This window comes from Noviherbaspirillum galbum (assembly GCF_010974945.1).
GTDB classification, from domain to species: Bacteria; Pseudomonadota; Gammaproteobacteria; order Burkholderiales; family Burkholderiaceae_D; genus Noviherbaspirillum; species Noviherbaspirillum galbum.
Map to the genome: position 1 here is coordinate 1 of NZ_JAAIVB010000079.1, position 16,340 is coordinate 16,340.

A 16,340-nucleotide genomic window follows, 5' to 3' on the forward strand; every position below is an offset into this window, starting at 1 on the left:
CGGGTGGCGAACCGGATCGTGTTCATGGACCGGGGGCAGATCGTGGAGGACTGCAGCAAGGAGGAGTTCTTCGGCGCGCCGCGCTCGGAACGCGCCCGCGACTTCCTGGCCAAGATCATTCACTGAAAACCTTCGCGTACTTCGGCGGGCCGGCTACGGCCCGCACGGGATTCGCGAGCGGTTAGAATAGCGGCTGTCTGTCTCGAGAGCCGCCATGTCTACTTCCACTCTGACTTCCCCCGCTTCCAACCCCTCATCTTCCCCCGCCAGGATTACGATCACCCGCCCTGACGACTGGCACCTTCATTTGCGTGATGGTCTCGCCATGGCGAGCGTGCTGCCTCACAGCGCGCGCCAATTCAAGCGCGCCATCGTGATGCCGAACCTCAAGCCGCCGGTCACGACGACCGAACAGGCGGCCGCGTACCGGAACAGAATCCTGGCGGCATTGCCAGATGGCATGGCATTCGAGCCGTTGATGACCCTGTATCTCACGAACAATACGCCACCCGATGAAATTCGCCGCGCGCGGGACAGCGGGTTCGTTCACGCGGTCAAGCTCTATCCTGCCGGCGCCACCACGAACTCGGATGCGGGCGTCACGTCGCTGGCGAACTGCACTAGGACGTTGGAGGTGATGCAGGAAGTCGGCATGCCGCTGCTCGTGCATGGCGAAGTGACCGATCCCGCCGTCGACATCTTCGACCGCGAAGCCGTTTTCATCGATCGGGTCATGCAGCCTCTCCGCCGCGACATGCCGGAACTCAAGGTGGTGTTCGAACACATCACGACCAAGCAGGCAGCGGATTACGTGCAGGAGGCATCCGGTCCGACCGCGGCGACAATCACGGCGCATCACCTGCTCTACAACCGCAACGAAATCTTCAAGGGCGGCATCCGTCCCCATTTCTACTGCCTACCCGTCCTCAAGCGCGAAGAGCATCGCCAAGCCTTGGTGCGGGCCGCTGTCTCGGGAAGCGAACGATTTTTCCTGGGTACCGATTCCGCGCCCCATCCTCAGGGCCTCAAGGAACACGCCTGCGGATGCGCCGGGTGCTATACCGCCTTGCATGCCATGGAACTCTATACGCAGGCATTCGAAGATGCTGGGGCCTTGGATCGGCTCGAGGGCTTTGCCAGTGTCCACGGTCCGGCATTCTACGGCCTGCCGAGAAACCAGGACACGATCACCCTCGTCCGGGAATCCTGGACCCTGCCTGCCGAAATTCCGTTTGGCGATACCGTTCTCGTTCCATTGAATGGCGGCGACGATCTGCGTTGGAAAATGGCCTGAGCAGTGGGCGAAGGCCTTTCATTCGGCGAACGGATCGATTGGCAGGCACCCTGGCTGCAGCCCTTTGCTTCTCTTGGGAAGCGGCTTTGTGCTTCGCCAGACTGGCGTGTCGCCTTGAATCGACACGCCGAAGATGCATGTTTGCAGACGGAGACGGGGCATCCCATCGCATTCGTCCCCCAAGAGTGCTTGCCATTCGGGACCGCTTACGAAGCGTACATCGCGCACTCCGGCAAGGTGCCGACCAGGGAAAACCTGCATGACTTCTTCAATGCCCTAGTCTGGTTGCATCTCCCGCGAACGAAAGCACGGCTGAACGCACTGCAAGCCTGGTACATACATCACAGGCAGGCGGAGAAAGGGGCGCGCGGAACGTTGAGGGATGCGGCTACCATCTTCGATGAAAACGCGGCTCTCCTCGTCACATCGGACGCGTCGCTGGTGGATGATCTAAGACGCCATGCGTGGACTGATGCCTTCCTGAAACGCAGGAGTACGTTCGGCACCGAATGGTCGGTTCTACTGTTTGGCCATGCGTTGATGGAAAAGCTCGTCACGCCGTTCAAGGCCATCACCGCACACGCCTGGCCGATCCTGGTTGAAGATTCTTTTTTCGGAGAAGAGTCCGCCTCGCAGATCGCGCGAATTGATCGCGCTGCGGCGTCGATGCTGAACGAGTCATTGACCACACGCCATTTCCTGCCGCTTCCGGTCGCGGGACTGCCAGGATGGTGGCCAGCGCAAGATGCGTCATTCTATGAGGATGACCTGGTTTTCCGCCCGCAGCGCATCAAGCCGTAACTGGCTGCCCATCGTTCCAATCAGCGCATGAAAAAGAAAAAGGCACCCGAAGGTGCCTTTTTGTTCAATTTCAGCAGGCTTTCGCCTGCCAAGAATTAGAACTTGTGACGAACGCCAACGGTGAATGCGTTGGAGTTGCTGCCTGCTGCAGGAGCCAGGCCGCCGCTCGATGCGTCGCCAGCGAAGAATGCTGCTGCGCCGTCGTTGTTCACGCGGGAGTACGACGTGTACAGGTTGGTGCGCTTCGACAGAGCGTAGGTGTAGCCCAGAGCGTACTGCTTGGCGCCAGCATTGCCAGCGGCGGAGCGGTCGTTCTTGTTGATGTAGGAAGCCATCACGGTGCCTTGACCCAGCGGAGCGGAAACGCCGAGCAGCCAGTCGCGATAGTTCAGGCCAACGTCGTTCTTTTCGGTTTCGTATGCCAGGTGAGCTTTCGCAACACCGAAGTCATACGTACCGCCCAGCAGCCAAACCTTGGTGGTGTTGGTCACTGCGGGAGCAGCAGCCGTACCATTGTTGTTGTTGCTGTAGGCCAGAACGGCATTGATCGGGCCGTTTGCGTAGTTACCCGACAGAGCGTAGGTGCGGCCAGCGGAATTTGCGCCCGGAACTTCGCCCAGACCGTAAGCCAGGTTACCAGTGAAGCCGCCCAGGTTGTTGGTGCTGTAGACGATGGAGTTGTTGATGCGAACGTCGCCGGATTGAGCAGCGGCGGATGCGCCAGCGGTACCACCAGCCATCAGGTTCGTGGAAGCGCCGGTCAGGCCGGTGCCGAACGGATCGATGGAATCCAGGCCGATAAACAGCGGATCGTATTGACGACCCAGGCTGACGGAGCCGAAGCCGCCGCTCAGACCGACCCAAGCTTGACGGCCGAACAGCGCGCCGCCTTGACGGATCGTGCCGGTGTCACCATTGAAGCCGTTTTCCAACTGGAAGTTGGCCTTGAGGCCGCTGCCCAGATCTTCGGTGCCCTTGAAGCCGATACGGTTACCGGACTGAACGCCGGTTGCCAGCTTCCATGCGGAATCACCGGTTTGGCCAGCGGGAACAGCGCCGCGGCTCTCGTAGGTGATGCCGGCATCAACCACGCCGTAGATGGTAACGTTCGATTGCGCAGAGGCAGCGCCTGCGAATGCGCCGAACACTGCGAGCGCGAGAAGCGATTTTTTCATTGAATAAATCCCCAAAGGTTATCGAGCTAAATTATTTTGATTGCTTTTGGCTAGACTTATCGAGAAGCCTTAGCCTGTACTCCCTAATCATTTGATCAAGAAGATGAGGGGTATTTCATCAAATTCCGCTGCAGAGAACAAACGGATTTTGCGTTTTAGGCGGACGTTTTCGAAAAATGTGGTTCGCCCACAACGAGTTTACGTGCGGAAACGGCAATTTCGCACCAATTTGGTGCAAATCCGGGCCTTATAAAAGGTTGGGCTAAATTACGAAATCAAAGAAAAAAGGCCCGCGAAGCGGGCCTTTTTTGCTACAGATGCACAGTCGATGATCGACCGTTTCAACCGAGGTTAGAACAGGTGGTTGATACCGACAGCGATGTCACGCTGTCGGTCTTGGTTTGCAGCAGCGTTGCCACCGACACGCAGGGCGTTGTCCAGACGGGACTGGTCGATCAGTGCGTAGAAGTTCGTGCGCTTGGAGAAAGCGTAGGTCACGGACAACATGTACAGATCTTTCTTGCCTTCGAGCGACGTTGCCGCGCCGGATGCGCCGGTGCCGCCACCTTGCTTCTGGCGGTAGAAGGCCGGGGTGATTTCCACAGCCGGGGAGATGGCGTAGTTCAGGCCAACCCAGTACCACTTGTTCGTGGTGTCGATGCCAGCAGCGGTTTCAGCCTTCTGATCGGCGTAACCGACGGCCAGGCGTGCCGGGCCGAACTTGTATGCGCCGCCGACGGTCCAGTGCTTGGTGCGGAAGTCGGTCGGTGCATCGCCAAAGCGCTGGGTGTATGCGCCGCCGAGGGCCAGCGGGCCATTAGCATAGTTCACGCCGATTGCGCGGTTGGAACCGGCGGTACGGTCGCCAGCAACTTCACCGAGGGCGTATTCAGCACGTGCGGTAACCGGGCCAAAGGTGCCGGTGTACTGGATGTCGTTGTTGTAGCGGGTGCCAGCGGTTGCCGGAACTGCCAGGGCGATGCCGGGGTACTTGTAGCTGAACGGATCGTAAGCGGCGATCGTCTTAAACGCGACCGTGTACTGGCGGCCGAGGTCCAGGGAGTTGGCGCCGAAGCCCAGGCCGACTGCTGCGGTACGCTCGAACAGCTGGTTGGTTGCGTTGTTCAGCGCGCCGGTGCCGGTGTTGAAGCCGGTTTCCAGGGTGAAGTGGCCGTTCATGCCACCGCCCAGGTCTTCCACGCCTTTGAAACCGATACGGTTGGAGTTGTAGGTTCCGGTCGAACCCATGGACAGGCGGCTGTTGCCGGCTGCGTCAACGTTCGTCGTCTGACGGAGGCCGCCGTCGAAGGAGCCGTAAATCTGAACCGCGGTTTGCGCTTGCGCGACACCTGCGAATGCACCCAGAACTGCCAGTGCGAGAAGCGATTTTTTCATCGAATAAATCTCCAAGGGTTGGCGTGCTAAAATTTTTTTTGGTCACTTTTCAGCAAGGCCACTAGTGGTAACGTCCCTGCCGAGACTTCTGAACAAAGTTGGTTAAGAAGCTAATTCGGATTTCATCAAAAGTGCCGCGTTTGGGCAAAGAGTATTTGGTATTTTTGTCACTTAGCCACCATTTATGTAGTTTGTGAACAACAAAGTTGCCTTGGCTCAGGGTGCGGGAAAATCTGCCGGGCTCACGTATAGGGCGTGATTAAAACCAAGAGCCGGTAGCTGGATAAGGAAAAGTTGCGCTAAATAAAGCGATCTCCTCGCATCTGGAGTGAAGATTTCCACCAATCACCGCAGGCATGTTGCTTGCCAAGCCTGGATTGCCTTGCCTTCGTAACAAGTAAAAGCCGACATGCTCTCCATCGACTCACTGATTTCAAACTTTGACCGCAAGCTTCGCGTGATTGCGGGCTTGTCCGCTGCAGCGCGGCCTAACCCATCCATTGAACTCCCGGATGGCATGCTGTCCCCGAGCGAGCGAGCGCACAGCGCAGGATTGATGCGGGTGAATCACGTGGGTGAGGTATGCGCGCAGGCCTTGTACGAATCGCAAAGCCGCTTTGCGCAGGCGCCGGCCGCCCGCATCCAGTTTCGCGAGGCGGGCAAGGAGGAGGAGGATCACTTGGCGTGGACGGCAGAACGGTTGAGGGAGCTGGGCTCGAGACCCAGCCTGCTGAATCCGTTGTGGTATGCCGGCGCCTACGTCCTTGGTTCCGTGGCCGCCAAGCTGGGAGACGCGCACAGCCTGGGCTTCGTGGTGGAGACGGAACGCCAGGTCGAAGCCCATCTTGCCGGCCACCTTGAAACTTTGCCGGCGGCGGACAACAAGTCGCGCGCGATCGTCGAACAGATGCGCCTCGATGAGATTGCCCATGGCGAAGCGGCAAAATCGATGGGCGCTTCCGAAACGCCGGCCCTCGTCCGGACGGCGATGCGGGGAATGGCGAAGATCATGACGGCGACAGCGTATTACATCTGACGCCGTCGCGGACCGGACTGACCCGGAATCGTTTCAAGCGTTGGCTGACGTGGCGGATGCAGTGACTGCGTCGTCAATAATTTCAAACGAGTGCGTGAGCTCCGCGGTCTTCTCCAGCATGATCGAGGCAGAGCAATACTTTTCGTGGGACAGCTTGATCGCCCGCTCCACGAGATTGGGTTTGAGGTTCCGTCCGGTGACGGTGAAATGGAAATGGATCTTGGTGAATACCTTGGGATCCTTTTCAGCGCGCTCGGAACGAAGCGTGACATCGCATCCACGCACATCCTGCTGGCTCTTGCGCAGGATGAGGACGACGTCGTAGGCCGTGCAGCCACCGGTTCCGGCAAGAACCACCTCCATCGGACGCGGCGCGAGATTCCTTCCGCCGCCCTCAGGTGCGCCATCCATGGTGACGATATGGCCGGATCCTGTCTCCGCGATAAATGTCATTCCCGACGAGCCGGCCCAGCGAACAGTGCATTCCATGACGGTTGAATCCTTGAAAAGTTGGTGGATTGACGAATCGGCATTTTAACTTGGATTGCAGGCGCGTCCCCGGGGCGGGCGGGACCGGCGCGAGGGGGGGCTCAGTGAGGCCGGGGGCGGTGAACATCTGTCTTGGATTGGCTTGGCAAATTGCTCCCGTGACGTCTCCGAAGATATCGTTTGACGCCAAGTCTTTGAAAACGCTATACTTTCAGGCTTTCCGTCCGCTCAGGAAGAAACAACAAGGATGCGTCTGCTGCAGCAATGGGGGCAACCCCGCAGCCGAACCGCCACATTTGAGCGCTTTTCAATCATCTAGGAAGATCCATCATGAAAACCTTTTCCGCAAAACCTCAAGAGGTGACGCGCGAGTGGTTCGTGATTGACGCAACGGACATGGTCCTCGGACGTGTTGCCAGCGAAGTGGCACGCCGACTGCGCGGCAAGCACAAACCCGAGTTCACTCCCCACGTCGATACGGGCGACTTCATCGTCGTCGTCAACGCAGGCAAGCTGCGCGTGACCGGCAACAAGGACCTGAACAAGAAGTACTACCGCCACTCCACCTACCCGGGCGGTATCTACGAAACGAATTTCCGCAAGATGCAGCAAGAGCATCCGGGCCGCGCGCTGGAAAAGGCGGTCAAGGGCATGTTGCCCAAGGGTCCGCTCGGCTACGCCATGATCAAGAAGCTGAAGGTGTACGCAGATGGCACGCACCCGCATTCTGCTCAGCAACCCAAGCCACTCACGTTTTAAGGAACGGACATGATCGGTAACTACAACTACGGAACCGGCCGTCGCAAGAGTGCAGTGGCTCGTGTATTCATCAAGGCCGGTACGGGCAACATCGTCGTAAATGGCAAGCCCGCAGCGGAATACTTTTCCCGTGAAACGGGTCTGATGGTCATTCGTCAGCCGCTGGAACTGACCGGCAATGTCGAGCGCTTCGACATTCTGGTGAACGTCCACGGCGGCGGTGAGTCCGGCCAGGCAGGCGCGGTCCGTCACGGCATCACCCGTGCGCTGATCGACTACGATGCAGGCCTGAAGTCCGAACTGTCCAAGGCAGGCTTCGTGACCCGTGATGCACGTGAAGTCGAACGTAAGAAGGTCGGCCTGCGCAAAGCACGCCGCGCCAAGCAGTTCTCCAAGCGCTAATCTGCGTTTTCAGAACACCGAAAAGCCGCCAGGTTCGCGCCTGGCGGCTTTTTTCTTTTGCGGCAGGCCGCTCCGGGGCTGGTGAGGCGGACTGCTACAATGCCGGTTTGGCATTCAAGCTTTTAGCAAGGACAAGACATGATCAAGGTTGGTATCGTAGGTGGAACGGGGTACACGGGCGTCGAGCTGCTGCGGTTGCTTGCCGCGCATCCCAACGTTGAGCTGACCGCAATCACTTCCCGCAAGGAAGATGGCATGCCCGTTGCCGACATGTTCCCTTCGCTGCGCGGCGTGGTTTCCCTAGCGTTTTCGGCACCGGAAAAGGCGAGGTTGACGGAGTGCGACGTGGTGTTCTTTGCCACGCCTCACGGGGTGGCCATGGCGCAGGCGCGCGAACTGCTCGCGGCCGGCGTCAAGGTAATCGACCTCGCCGCGGACTTCCGCCTGAAAGATACCGCCGTCTTCGAGAAATGGTATGGAATGCCGCACTCCTGCCCGGACATCCTGGAGGAAGCCGTCTACGGATTGGCCGAGGTGAATCGCGACGCCATCGCGAAAGCCCGTATCATCGGACTGCCCGGTTGCTATCCTACCTCGATGCAGTTGGGATATGCCCCGCTGTTGGCCCAAGGCAAGGCACTGGTCAACGAAGCGATGTTGATCGCTGACTGCAAGTCCGGCGTTTCAGGTGCGGGAAGAAAGGCGGAGGTCCATACCCTGCTCGCGGAAGCCTCGGACAATTTCAAGGCGTATGGCGTCAAGGGACACAGGCACCTGCCCGAAACTACCCAGGGCCTCGAAGCCATCGCCGGGCGCCGCATCGGCCTGACCTTCGTGCCGCACCTCGTTCCCATGATCCGCGGTATCCACTCCACCCTGTACGCGCACATCCTCCCGGAAGCGCGCGACACCGATTTCCAGGCCCTGTATGAGAAGCACTACGAAGGCGAGCGCTTCGTGGATGTGATGCCGCCCGGAAGCCATCCCGAGACGCGCTCGGTACGTGCCTCGAACAAGCTGCGAATTGCGGTCCATCGTCCCGGCGGCGGCGACCTGCTGGTGATTCTGGTCGTGGAAGACAACTTGGTGAAAGGCGCGGCCGGGCAAGGCGTCCAGTGCATGAACATCATGTTCGGACTGGAAGAGTCGGCCGGTTTGATGCACGTGCCCGTGCTGCCATAAGCCTTTTCGGACATGTCTCGTCCCGAGTCTTCCGTGAACGCGGGGAGGTTGCAGCGCTGGCGTCGGCGGCGCATCGAGTCCGCCCCGAAGCTTGCCATCAAGGCAATCGTTTCATGGCCAATGCGCGTCGCGCAGTGTCTCGCTTTTGTTGCAATCGGCGCGGGGCTGATGTGGTTTTATGACTTTGCTCATGGCATGTCCGGCGGACAGACGCATAATTCCAAAGAGCAATTGGCGGCGTACGAGGGGCAGATCGGCAAGCTGACCGCAGAGCGGGACCGCTTCAACAGCACCGTGAATGCCGCTGAAAGCCAGCTCAACATGGAACGCGCCGCGCAGCGGCAACTGGCCGCCCAAGTGAAGCAACTCGAGGCGGACAACATGCGGCTGAAGGAGGACCTGGCTTTCTTTGAAAGCCTTCTTCCGAATGCCGCCGGCGCGCAAGGCATCGCGATCCGTCGCTTGAAGATCGATCCGGTTGCGCCAAACCAGTTGCGTTATCGCTTGTTGATCATGCAAGGCGGAAAAGGCGACCAGGATTTCAAGGGCAATCTGCAATTGACCGTGACTGCCTGGCAAGGGGGAAAGAGTTCATTGATCAATTTCCCTGACGCGACGGCGGTAGAGCAGGAGAAATTCAAGCTGAATTTCCGTCATTACCAGCGCGTGGAAGGCGTGCTGAGGCTGCCGGAAGGCACGAGCGTCAAGGCCGTTCAAGCCAGGGTCCTCGACAAAGGGCAGTTGAAGGCGCAGCAATCCGCGAATTTGTAAGGGAGCACATCATGCTAGGCCGCAAGAACAAAGGAACGATTGACAGTCTTATCGGCATTTCCACGAGCATCGTCGGCGACGTGCATTTCAAGGGCGGCCTGCGGCTCGACGGGAGCATCAAGGGAAACGTCATCGCCGATCCGGAGGAGCCCAGCATGCTGGTCATTTCCGAACACGCCAGGATCGAAGGCGAGGTGCGCGTTGCCCATCTCGTGGTCAATGGCGAAATCATCGGCCCGGTACATTCTTCCGAGCTCCTTGAATTACAGCCGAAAGCACGCATAACTGGAGATGTGTACTACAAGGCGCTGGAAATGCATGGCGGCGCCCTCGTGTCGGGAAAACTGACGCACGACCAGATTGGCGAGCCGGTGCTGAAACTTGCCATGTCGGGTGGCTGATTCCCGACAGTGACGATTCCGGAACACGGCATCTCGTCTAAACGTATATAATCGATGCATGTTTGCTTTGCAGGAGCCCTGAATGAACGCCGTCACCGAAATGCCCGCGCCGATCGTCTTCACCGACAGTGCAGCGGATAAAGTTGCGCAATTGATTGCTGAAGAAGGCAATCCCGACCTGAAACTTCGTGTTTTCGTCCAGGGCGGCGGTTGCTCCGGATTCCAGTACGGTTTTACCTTCGATGAAATCGTCAACGAAGACGACACCACCATGACCAAGAATGGTGTCCAGCTGCTGATCGACTCCATGAGCTACCAGTACCTGGTTGGCGCGGAAATCGATTACAAGGATGATCTGGAAGGCGCGCAATTCGTCATCAAGAACCCGAACGCCACCACCACGTGCGGCTGCGGTTCTTCCTTCTCCGCCTGATTCTTCCAATCACGCGCTACAAAACGCAGGTTCCGACCTGCGTTTTTTTTCGTCCCGGGTTTTGTATCCGGGACAACGGCGATCACGCAGGATACAAGGCGCCCAAGACACGCGCGCCGGCCGCGCCGGTGACGGAAGCCAGGTTGCCGGGCAAGCGGTTCACCTGCCGGTAGGCCAGCCAGGCGAAGGCAAGCCCTTCTACATGATTGGGTGATACGCCCAGCGCGTCGGTAGACTGCACCGTGGCCGTTTGTCCGCATTCATGCAACCGCTGTTGAAGTCGCTGCATCAGGTGAGTGTTGCAGGCACCGCCGCCGCAGACGAACACGCGTTTCGCCGAAGCCGCATGATGGGCGATGTCCCGCGCAAGAGTCAGGGCGGTGAACGCCGCCAGCGTCGCCTGCACATCTTCCGGCCGCGCCGCGGACAAGCCGGCCAGGCGCGCATCCAGCCATTCGAGGTGAAAAAGATCGCGCCCGGTGCTTTTCGGCGGCGGCAAGCCAAGGTAGGGTTCCTCGCACAGGCGCTGCAGCAGGGCCGGGATTTCCTGGCCGCTCGCCGCCCATGCGCCTGCCGCGTCATACGCATTGCCAAGGTGCCGCGCAATCCAGCCATCCATGAGCAGGTTGCCGGGGCCGGTGTCGAAACCCGTCACCGGTCCCTTGGGATCGAGCACGCTGATATTGCTGATGCCGCCTATGTTGGCGACGACCCGGCATTCGCCGGGATCGCTGAATACGGCCTGATGGAAGGCTGGCACCAAGGGTGCGCCCTGGCCGCCGCCTGCTATGTCGCGGCTTCGAAAATCGGCCACCACATCGATTCCTGCCAGCTCGGCGAGCAGGGCCGGATTGCCGGTCTGCCGGGTGTAGCCGAGTTCGGGGCGGTGCCGGATGGTTTGCCCATGCGCGCCGATCGCGCGGATATCCGCCGCTGTCCTGCCGGTGCTGACTAGCAGGTCGCCAACGCATTGCGCATAACGGAGCGCCAGGGCGTTGGCGGCAAGCGCTTCGCGATGGATTTCATTTTCGCCCGGCTGCTGCAGGGCCATCAGGTCCGCGCGCAAGCCGTCGGAAAACGGCAGGTAGGCGGCGCCAAGCGTCCGGATGTCGCCGGCGTCGATGTGCGCAAGCACGCCATCCACGCCGTCCAGGCTGGTGCCGGACATCAGTCCGATGAAGAGAGAGGAAGCAGACATGAAAAAACCGTTGGGGCGAGGTCTGAAATTCTACCTGCGCCCGAACGGTTCGTCGCGCGCCAGCCGAGGCTGGCGGCGTGGAAGCGACACTTCGGCCGCCCCGCCGGAAAGAAGGCTCAGCGGGAAGCCAGCTTGATATTGTTGTCGCGCGCGTTCAGCAAGGCAAAGCGATGCTTCATGTCGCCGGCCACCTTGCGGAAGCGGTCCAGGTCCGCGCCCGCGAGCGGTTGCTGGTTGGGGACGGAAATGGCCATGGGATCATGGGGCTGGTTGTTGACACGGAATTCGTAGTGTAGGTGCGGGCCGGTGGACCAACCCGTCATGCCGACGTAGCCGATCAGGTCGCCCTGGTTCACCTTGCTGCCCTTGCGCACGGTATTGGCAAACCGGCTCATGTGCGCATATACCGTCGAATAATTGTTCCAGTGCTTGATGATGACGACGTTGCCGTAACCATTCTGTCCGCCGACGAAGTCGACCACGCCGTCGCCCGCCGCCCGGATCGGCGTGCCGATCGGCGCCGCGAAATCGACGCCCTGATGCTGTTTCCACTGGCCGGAGATGGGATGCATGCGCATCGAGAAGCCGGAAGAGATACGGGAGAATTCCAGGGGCGATTTCAGGAACGCCTTCTTGAGGGACTTGCCATCCAGGCTGTAGTAGCCGCCGCCCTGCTTCGTGCCCGGCTCGTCGAACCAGACGGACTGGTAGACGTTGTTGCCGTTGATGAATTCGCCGGCGAGCACCCGGCCGCCGCGCACGAATTCGCCGTTCTGCCAGAAGGTTTCATAGACGACATTGAAACGGTCGCCGCGGCGCAGGTCGGACGCGAAGTCGATGTTCGTGGAGAACATGTCGACGATCTGCATCGCCACGCTGTCGGGAATCTGGGAGGCGTCGGTGGCGGCGAACAGGGAGGAACGGATTTCGCCGGAATGCATCTCAATGCGACGCTCCAGCTTGGCCGCGCCTTCGCTGGCGCTGAGCTGGTTGCCGTTGCGCGCCACCACGATGTTCTTGACGGGAGCGCCGGTGCTGTCGGCTACCGTGGCGAGCAGCCGCTGGAGCTTGCCGTCACGGCCGGTCTGCGCCTGGACGGCCCGGCCGGGCTTGAGCTGCATGACGTTGTTGGCGACGCGGTCGGACTTGATGAAGCTGGCCGCCTCGTCATCCCGCACGCCGAGACGGGAGAGCAGGGTGGCCAGGGAGTCGCCTGGCCGGACGCGTTCTTCGCGCAGGAAGGTTTGCTCATCGGCCTGGAGGGCGGCGACCTGTTCGGAGAGGCTGGGGATCTCCAGCTCGTGGACGATGGACTTGACCGGCAGGTCGGATGCGTCGGGCGCCATGGGCACCACGCCGGCCGCGCCGAAGGCGCAGATCGCCAGGAAAATTGCCGATGCCGCGATGATGCGCCGCTTGCGGGACGATCCGGCTGTCGTGTTGCTGCTCGAGCTCAGGCGAAGGTTTTTGTCTGTGGAGAGCATGCAATAAGTTAAAATCTGCTGTTTTTGCGGCACCGCTGCCGAAAGCGCAACCTCCGGGGAACGATTGCCGTTCGCGCGCCGGAAGCCTGTTTCGGCAACACCGGGAAGCTTGCCATGATGCGGCGGATTCGAGGCGAGGGGCCAGCCAGCAGACCGGCGCAAGCGGCATGGTGCGGGAAGCCTGGCCTCGTCCGCCTGCGCATGCCGTTCGCGCTGATGTGGAAGGTTGCTCGAAACTGCCTGCAAGCGCTTCACTTTCCAAGTTGCTGTCGTTTCTGCGCTGCAAGCTTGAAAAAATAAGCAGCGATTATACCAAAACGATGGTAGTCAAAAATCATTGATGGACTTTAATTTTTCTCACGACATGGACCTCTCCCAGTCATTGCAAAACAACAATACGCCGCCGTCCGCAACGGCCTTGCCGCTGTCGGACGCGGTCCGGGAAGCGCTCGCCGTCGCGAAGCGCGGCGTCGATGAATTGCTCATCGAATCGGAATTCGCGCAAAAGCTGGCGCGCTCGGAAAAGACCGGAACGCCGCTGCGCATCAAGTTGGGGCTGGATCCGACGGCGCCCGACCTGCATCTCGGCCATACCGTCGTGCTCAACAAGATGCGGCAATTGCAAGATCTGGGCCACAACGTCATCTTTCTGATCGGCGACTTCACGTCCATGATCGGCGATCCGTCCGGCCGCAACATTACCCGTCCGCCGCTCACCCGCGAGCAGATTGAGGAAAACGCGAAAACCTACTTCGCGCAGGCCAGCCTGGTGCTCGACCCGCAGCGCACCGAAATCCGCTACAACTCCGAGTGGTCCGACCCGCTGGGCGCGCGCGGCATGATCCAGCTGTCTGCAAAATATACCGTCGCGCGCATCCTCGAGCGTGAAGACTTTACAAAGCGCTTCAAGGCCGGCACGCCGATCTCGGTGCACGAACTGCTGTATCCGTTGATGCAGGGCTACGATTCCGTGGCGCTCAAGTCCGATCTTGAGCTTGGCGGCACCGATCAGAAATTCAACTTGCTGGTGGGACGCGAACTGCAGAAGGACTACGGCCAGGAACCGCAATGCATCCTGACCATGCCGCTGCTGGAAGGCCTGGACGGCGTGGAAAAGATGTCCAAGTCCAAGAACAACTACGTCGGCATTACCGAGCCGCCCAACACCATGTTCGGCAAGCTGATGAGCATCTCCGACGTCATGATGTGGCGCTACTACGAGTTGCTGTCCTTCCGTTCCATGGCGGAAATCAATGGCTTCAAGCGCGAAGTGGAAGAGGGCCGCAATCCGCGCGACATCAAGGTTCTGCTGGCGCAGGAGATCGTTACCCGCTTCCATTCGGCAAGCGCGGCCGAGGAAGCGCTCGCCGACTTCAACAACCGCGCACGGGGCGGCATTCCCGACGACATCCCCGAAGTCAGCCTGGGCGGTGCGCCTCTGGGCATCGGCCAGCTGCTCAAGCAGGCCAATCTGTGTCCGTCCACGTCCGAGGCGCTGCGCATGGTGGAGCAGGGCGGCGTGCGCATCGACGGCGCGGCGGTGAGCGACAAGGCGCTCAAGGTCGAGGCGGGCACCTTCGTGGTGCAGGTCGGCAAGCGCAAGTTCGCCCGCGTCACGCTGAGCTGATGATCAGCCTGCTGCAACGGGCCGCGCGCGCCGACGTCGTGGTCGATGGCGAAACCGTGGGTGCCATCGGCGCCGGCCTGATGGTGCTGCTGTGCGCAGAGCGGGGCGATTCGGAAAAAGAAGCCGACGCCCTGCTGGGCAAGCTGCTGAGCTACCGGGTGTTCGCCGACGACGCCGGCAAGATGAACCGCAGCGTGGCCGACGTGCAGGGCGGATTGCTGCTGGTTCCCCAGTTCACGCTGGCAGCCGACACGCGCTCGGGCACGCGCCCGTCCTTTACCCCGGCCGCCGCGCCTGCGGACGGGCAGCGCCTCTTCGACTACTTCGTTGCGCAGGCCCGCCAGCGGCATGCGCGGGTAGAGACCGGGCGCTTCGGCGCGCACATGCAGGTCTCGCTGACCAACGACGGGCCGGTGACTTTCTGGCTGCAGGTCAAGCCGCCGGCCTGAAGATGCCGGACAATACCTCCTTGCGATTGATCTTGTCCAACCCCGCTCATCAGGAGAAACAACAATGAAGCTCTGGAGTGATTCCTTCAAGGATGGCAGCGCGATCCCCGGCGAGTTCGCCTTCTGCGTGATGGATCCCGTGTCGCACGTGGCGATGTCCTCGAACCGCAATCCGCACCTCGCGTGGAGCGACGTGCCGGCCGGCACGAAGTCCCTCGCCCTGGTCTGCCATGACTACGACGTGCCCTCGCGCGGCGATGACGTCAACCAGGAAGGCAAGGCGGTGCCCGCCGACCTGCCGCGCGTCGATTTCTTCCACTGGACCCTGGTCGACCTGCCGCCATCGCTGGCGCAGATCACTCCCGGGCAGTACAGCAACGGCATCACCGCGCGCGGCAAGGGCGGGCCGGACATCGGCGCTGGCGGCCCGGGGCGCCACGGCCTCAACGACTACACCGGCTGGTTCGCCGGCGACAAGGACATGTCCGGCAATTACTTCGGCTACGACGGTCCCTGCCCGCCCTGGAATGATTCCATCGTGCATCACTATGTCTTCACGCTCTACGCGCTGGACGTGGACCGCCTGCCGGTCGACGGCCAGTTCACAGGCCAGCAGGTGCGCGACGCCGTACGCGGCCACGTGCTGGCCGAGGCCGCCATCACCGGCACCTATACCCTGAACCCCAACGTCGTTGGCAACAGCGCATCGAAAACACAGGCTCCCGATTGACTGAAATCCTCCTGATCCGCCACGGCGAAACCGCCTGGAACGCCATCCGCCGGCTGCAAGGCCACCTCGACATCCCCCTCAGCGAGGAAGGCCTGCGCCAGGCGGCGCTGCTGGGCCAGGTGCTGCGCGACGAACCGCTGGACGCCATCTTTTCCAGCGACCTGCACCGCGCCTACCAGACCGCGCAGGCGGTGGCGTTGCCGCGCGGCATGCCGGTGCAGGTCGACCGTGGCCTGCGCGAGCGCTGCTACGGCGCCTTCGAAGGCATGCTGTATGCCGACATCGGCGCGCGCTATCCCGAGGCCTATCGCGCCTGGCAGGCGCGGGAAATCGATTACCGTTTCCCGGAGGGCGTGCATGTCGCCGAGACCCTGCGCGAGTTTTCCGGGCGCACCGTCGATGCCATCGTGCGCATCGCGACGGCAAAGCCGTACCGGCGCATCGCCCTGGTGGCGCACGGCGGGGTGCTGGAATGCGCCTACCGGGCGGCGCAGGGACTGGGTTTCGATCATGCCCGCGATTTCGACATCCTCAACGCCAGCATCAACCGCTTCGTGCTCGAGCAGGGCCGGCTGAAAATGGTGCAGTGGGGAGACATTGCCCACCTGGAAGCCGGGGAATCGCTGGCCCTGGACGAGATCGACCGCGCCGCGGCGGACCGCTGACCATCCCCTGGCCGGCCGCCGGCCGTTCCGGCGGCATCCCCATCCCGCG

The 16,340-nt window shown here is 61.0% G+C and carries 18 protein-coding genes and 1 pseudogene; 14 read left to right on the forward strand and 5 right to left on the reverse strand.

What is annotated here, in order from left to right; genetic code table 11:
* The 3 genes and pseudogenes from G3574_RS28550 to G3574_RS24415 all read left to right on the forward strand — a co-directional run.
* A pseudogene (locus G3574_RS28550) lies at positions 1–126 on the forward strand (amino acid ABC transporter ATP-binding protein); the annotation flags it as partial.
* A gap of 88 nt (positions 127–214) precedes the next feature.
* Positions 215–1,294: a dihydroorotase gene (gene pyrC, locus G3574_RS24410; protein WP_163968172.1), complete on the forward strand. Its 1,080-nt coding sequence runs from the start codon at positions 215–217 to the stop codon at positions 1,292–1,294.
* Positions 1,295–1,297: 3 nt separating this feature from the next.
* Positions 1,298–2,095 (forward strand): DUF3025 domain-containing protein, encoded by a 798-nt coding sequence (locus G3574_RS24415; protein ID WP_328804843.1) that lies wholly within the window; start codon positions 1,298–1,300, stop codon positions 2,093–2,095.
* 95 nt (positions 2,096–2,190) lie between these two features.
* On the opposite strand, the gene G3574_RS24420 is transcribed toward G3574_RS24415, so the two are convergent.
* Positions 2,191–3,270 carry a porin gene (locus tag G3574_RS24420; protein WP_163968173.1) on the reverse strand — a complete coding sequence of 360 codons (1,080 nt, stop codon included), beginning with the start codon at positions 3,268–3,270 and terminating at the stop codon, positions 2,191–2,193.
* Positions 3,271–3,621: 351 nt separating this feature from the next.
* The gene (locus G3574_RS24425; RefSeq protein ID WP_163968174.1) at positions 3,622–4,665 is read right to left on the reverse strand and encodes a porin; all 1,044 of its coding nucleotides are present in this window, start codon (positions 4,663–4,665) and stop codon (positions 3,622–3,624) included.
* 409 nt (positions 4,666–5,074) lie between these two features.
* On the opposite strand from G3574_RS24425, the gene coq7 reads away from it, so the two are divergent.
* Positions 5,075–5,701 (forward strand): 2-polyprenyl-3-methyl-6-methoxy-1,4-benzoquinone monooxygenase, encoded by a 627-nt coding sequence (gene coq7 / locus G3574_RS24430; protein WP_163968175.1) that lies wholly within the window; start codon positions 5,075–5,077, stop codon positions 5,699–5,701.
* 33 nt (positions 5,702–5,734) lie between these two features.
* Here the strand turns inward: coq7 and G3574_RS24435 are convergent, their stop codons facing one another.
* Positions 5,735–6,190, reverse strand: a complete 456-nt coding sequence (locus G3574_RS24435) for an OsmC family protein (protein WP_163968176.1) — start codon at positions 6,188–6,190, stop codon at positions 5,735–5,737.
* Positions 6,191–6,520: 330 nt separating this feature from the next.
* Between G3574_RS24435 and rplM the strand changes: the two genes are divergently transcribed.
* The 6 genes from rplM to erpA all read left to right on the forward strand — a co-directional run bounded on the left by rplM (position 6,521) and on the right by erpA (position 10,138).
* Complete coding sequence (rplM, locus tag G3574_RS24440; protein ID WP_163968177.1) at positions 6,521–6,949, forward strand: 50S ribosomal protein L13; 429 nt, start codon at positions 6,521–6,523, stop codon at positions 6,947–6,949.
* Positions 6,950–6,958: 9 nt separating this feature from the next.
* The gene (gene rpsI, locus G3574_RS24445) at positions 6,959–7,351 is read left to right on the forward strand and encodes a 30S ribosomal protein S9 (RefSeq protein WP_163968178.1); all 393 of its coding nucleotides are present in this window, start codon (positions 6,959–6,961) and stop codon (positions 7,349–7,351) included.
* Between the two features lie 138 nt (positions 7,352–7,489).
* Entirely contained in the window at positions 7,490–8,533 is a 1,044-nt protein-coding gene (gene argC, locus G3574_RS24450) for an N-acetyl-gamma-glutamyl-phosphate reductase (protein WP_163968179.1), read from the forward strand.
* 12 nt (positions 8,534–8,545) lie between these two features.
* Positions 8,546–9,304, forward strand: a complete 759-nt coding sequence (locus G3574_RS24455) for a DUF6776 family protein (protein ID WP_235953610.1) — start codon at positions 8,546–8,548, stop codon at positions 9,302–9,304.
* Positions 9,305–9,315: 11 nt separating this feature from the next.
* A complete protein-coding gene (locus tag G3574_RS24460) occupies positions 9,316–9,705 on the forward strand; it encodes a bactofilin family protein (RefSeq protein WP_163968180.1) in 390 nt (129 codons plus the stop codon).
* A gap of 82 nt (positions 9,706–9,787) precedes the next feature.
* Complete coding sequence (gene erpA, locus G3574_RS24465; protein WP_163968181.1) at positions 9,788–10,138, forward strand: iron-sulfur cluster insertion protein ErpA; 351 nt, start codon at positions 9,788–9,790, stop codon at positions 10,136–10,138.
* Between the two features lie 82 nt (positions 10,139–10,220).
* On the opposite strand, the gene G3574_RS24470 is transcribed toward erpA, so the two are convergent.
* Together G3574_RS24470 and G3574_RS24475 are read right to left on the reverse strand one after the other, a co-directional pair.
* Positions 10,221–11,336, reverse strand: coding sequence for an anhydro-N-acetylmuramic acid kinase (locus G3574_RS24470; RefSeq protein WP_163968182.1), 1,116 nt, complete (start codon positions 11,334–11,336; stop codon positions 10,221–10,223).
* A 116-nt stretch (positions 11,337–11,452) separates the two neighbouring features.
* Complete coding sequence (locus tag G3574_RS24475) at positions 11,453–12,820, reverse strand: M23 family metallopeptidase (RefSeq protein ID WP_163968183.1); 1,368 nt, start codon at positions 12,818–12,820, stop codon at positions 11,453–11,455.
* 364 nt (positions 12,821–13,184) lie between these two features.
* On the opposite strand from G3574_RS24475, the gene tyrS reads away from it, so the two are divergent.
* The 4 genes from tyrS (at position 13,185) to G3574_RS24495 (ending at position 16,291) form a co-directional block, all read left to right on the forward strand.
* Positions 13,185–14,447 (forward strand): tyrosine--tRNA ligase, encoded by a 1,263-nt coding sequence (gene tyrS / locus G3574_RS24480; protein ID WP_163968184.1) that lies wholly within the window; start codon positions 13,185–13,187, stop codon positions 14,445–14,447.
* Complete coding sequence (dtd, locus tag G3574_RS24485) at positions 14,447–14,896, forward strand: D-aminoacyl-tRNA deacylase (protein WP_163968185.1); 450 nt, start codon at positions 14,447–14,449, stop codon at positions 14,894–14,896. Before tyrS ends, dtd begins: the two co-directional genes overlap by 1 nt.
* Before the next feature lie 64 nt (positions 14,897–14,960).
* Positions 14,961–15,626 carry a YbhB/YbcL family Raf kinase inhibitor-like protein gene (locus tag G3574_RS24490; protein ID WP_163968186.1) on the forward strand — a complete coding sequence of 222 codons (666 nt, stop codon included), beginning with the start codon at positions 14,961–14,963 and terminating at the stop codon, positions 15,624–15,626.
* The gene (locus tag G3574_RS24495) at positions 15,623–16,291 is read left to right on the forward strand and encodes a histidine phosphatase family protein (protein ID WP_163968187.1); all 669 of its coding nucleotides are present in this window, start codon (positions 15,623–15,625) and stop codon (positions 16,289–16,291) included. Before G3574_RS24490 ends, G3574_RS24495 begins: the two co-directional genes overlap by 4 nt.
* Positions 16,292–16,340: the final 49 nt, after the last annotated feature.

Coding starts and splice junctions, on each gene's coding strand:
- G3574_RS24455 (WP_235953610.1), top strand. CDS start 8,546: ATGTCTCGTCCCGAGTCTTCCGTGAACGCGGGGAGGTTGCAGCGCTGG.
- G3574_RS24420 (WP_163968173.1), bottom strand. CDS start 3,270: ATGAAAAAATCGCTTCTCGCGCTCGCAGTGTTCGGCGCATTCGCAGGC.
- G3574_RS24425 (WP_163968174.1), bottom strand. CDS start 4,665: ATGAAAAAATCGCTTCTCGCACTGGCAGTTCTGGGTGCATTCGCAGGT.
- G3574_RS24470 (WP_163968182.1), bottom strand. CDS start 11,336: ATGTCTGCTTCCTCTCTCTTCATCGGACTGATGTCCGGCACCAGCCTG.
- G3574_RS24490 (WP_163968186.1), top strand. CDS start 14,961: ATGAAGCTCTGGAGTGATTCCTTCAAGGATGGCAGCGCGATCCCCGGC.
- erpA (WP_163968181.1), top strand. CDS start 9,788: ATGAACGCCGTCACCGAAATGCCCGCGCCGATCGTCTTCACCGACAGT.
- rpsI (WP_163968178.1), top strand. CDS start 6,959: ATGATCGGTAACTACAACTACGGAACCGGCCGTCGCAAGAGTGCAGTG.
- argC (WP_163968179.1), top strand. CDS start 7,490: ATGATCAAGGTTGGTATCGTAGGTGGAACGGGGTACACGGGCGTCGAG.
- G3574_RS24475 (WP_163968183.1), bottom strand. CDS start 12,820: ATGCTCTCCACAGACAAAAACCTTCGCCTGAGCTCGAGCAGCAACACG.
- dtd (WP_163968185.1), top strand. CDS start 14,447: ATGATCAGCCTGCTGCAACGGGCCGCGCGCGCCGACGTCGTGGTCGAT.
- pyrC (WP_163968172.1), top strand. CDS start 215: ATGTCTACTTCCACTCTGACTTCCCCCGCTTCCAACCCCTCATCTTCC.
- tyrS (WP_163968184.1), top strand. CDS start 13,185: ATGGACCTCTCCCAGTCATTGCAAAACAACAATACGCCGCCGTCCGCA.
- rplM (WP_163968177.1), top strand. CDS start 6,521: ATGAAAACCTTTTCCGCAAAACCTCAAGAGGTGACGCGCGAGTGGTTC.
- G3574_RS24435 (WP_163968176.1), bottom strand. CDS start 6,190: ATGGAATGCACTGTTCGCTGGGCCGGCTCGTCGGGAATGACATTTATC.
- coq7 (WP_163968175.1), top strand. CDS start 5,075: ATGCTCTCCATCGACTCACTGATTTCAAACTTTGACCGCAAGCTTCGC.
- G3574_RS24460 (WP_163968180.1), top strand. CDS start 9,316: ATGCTAGGCCGCAAGAACAAAGGAACGATTGACAGTCTTATCGGCATT.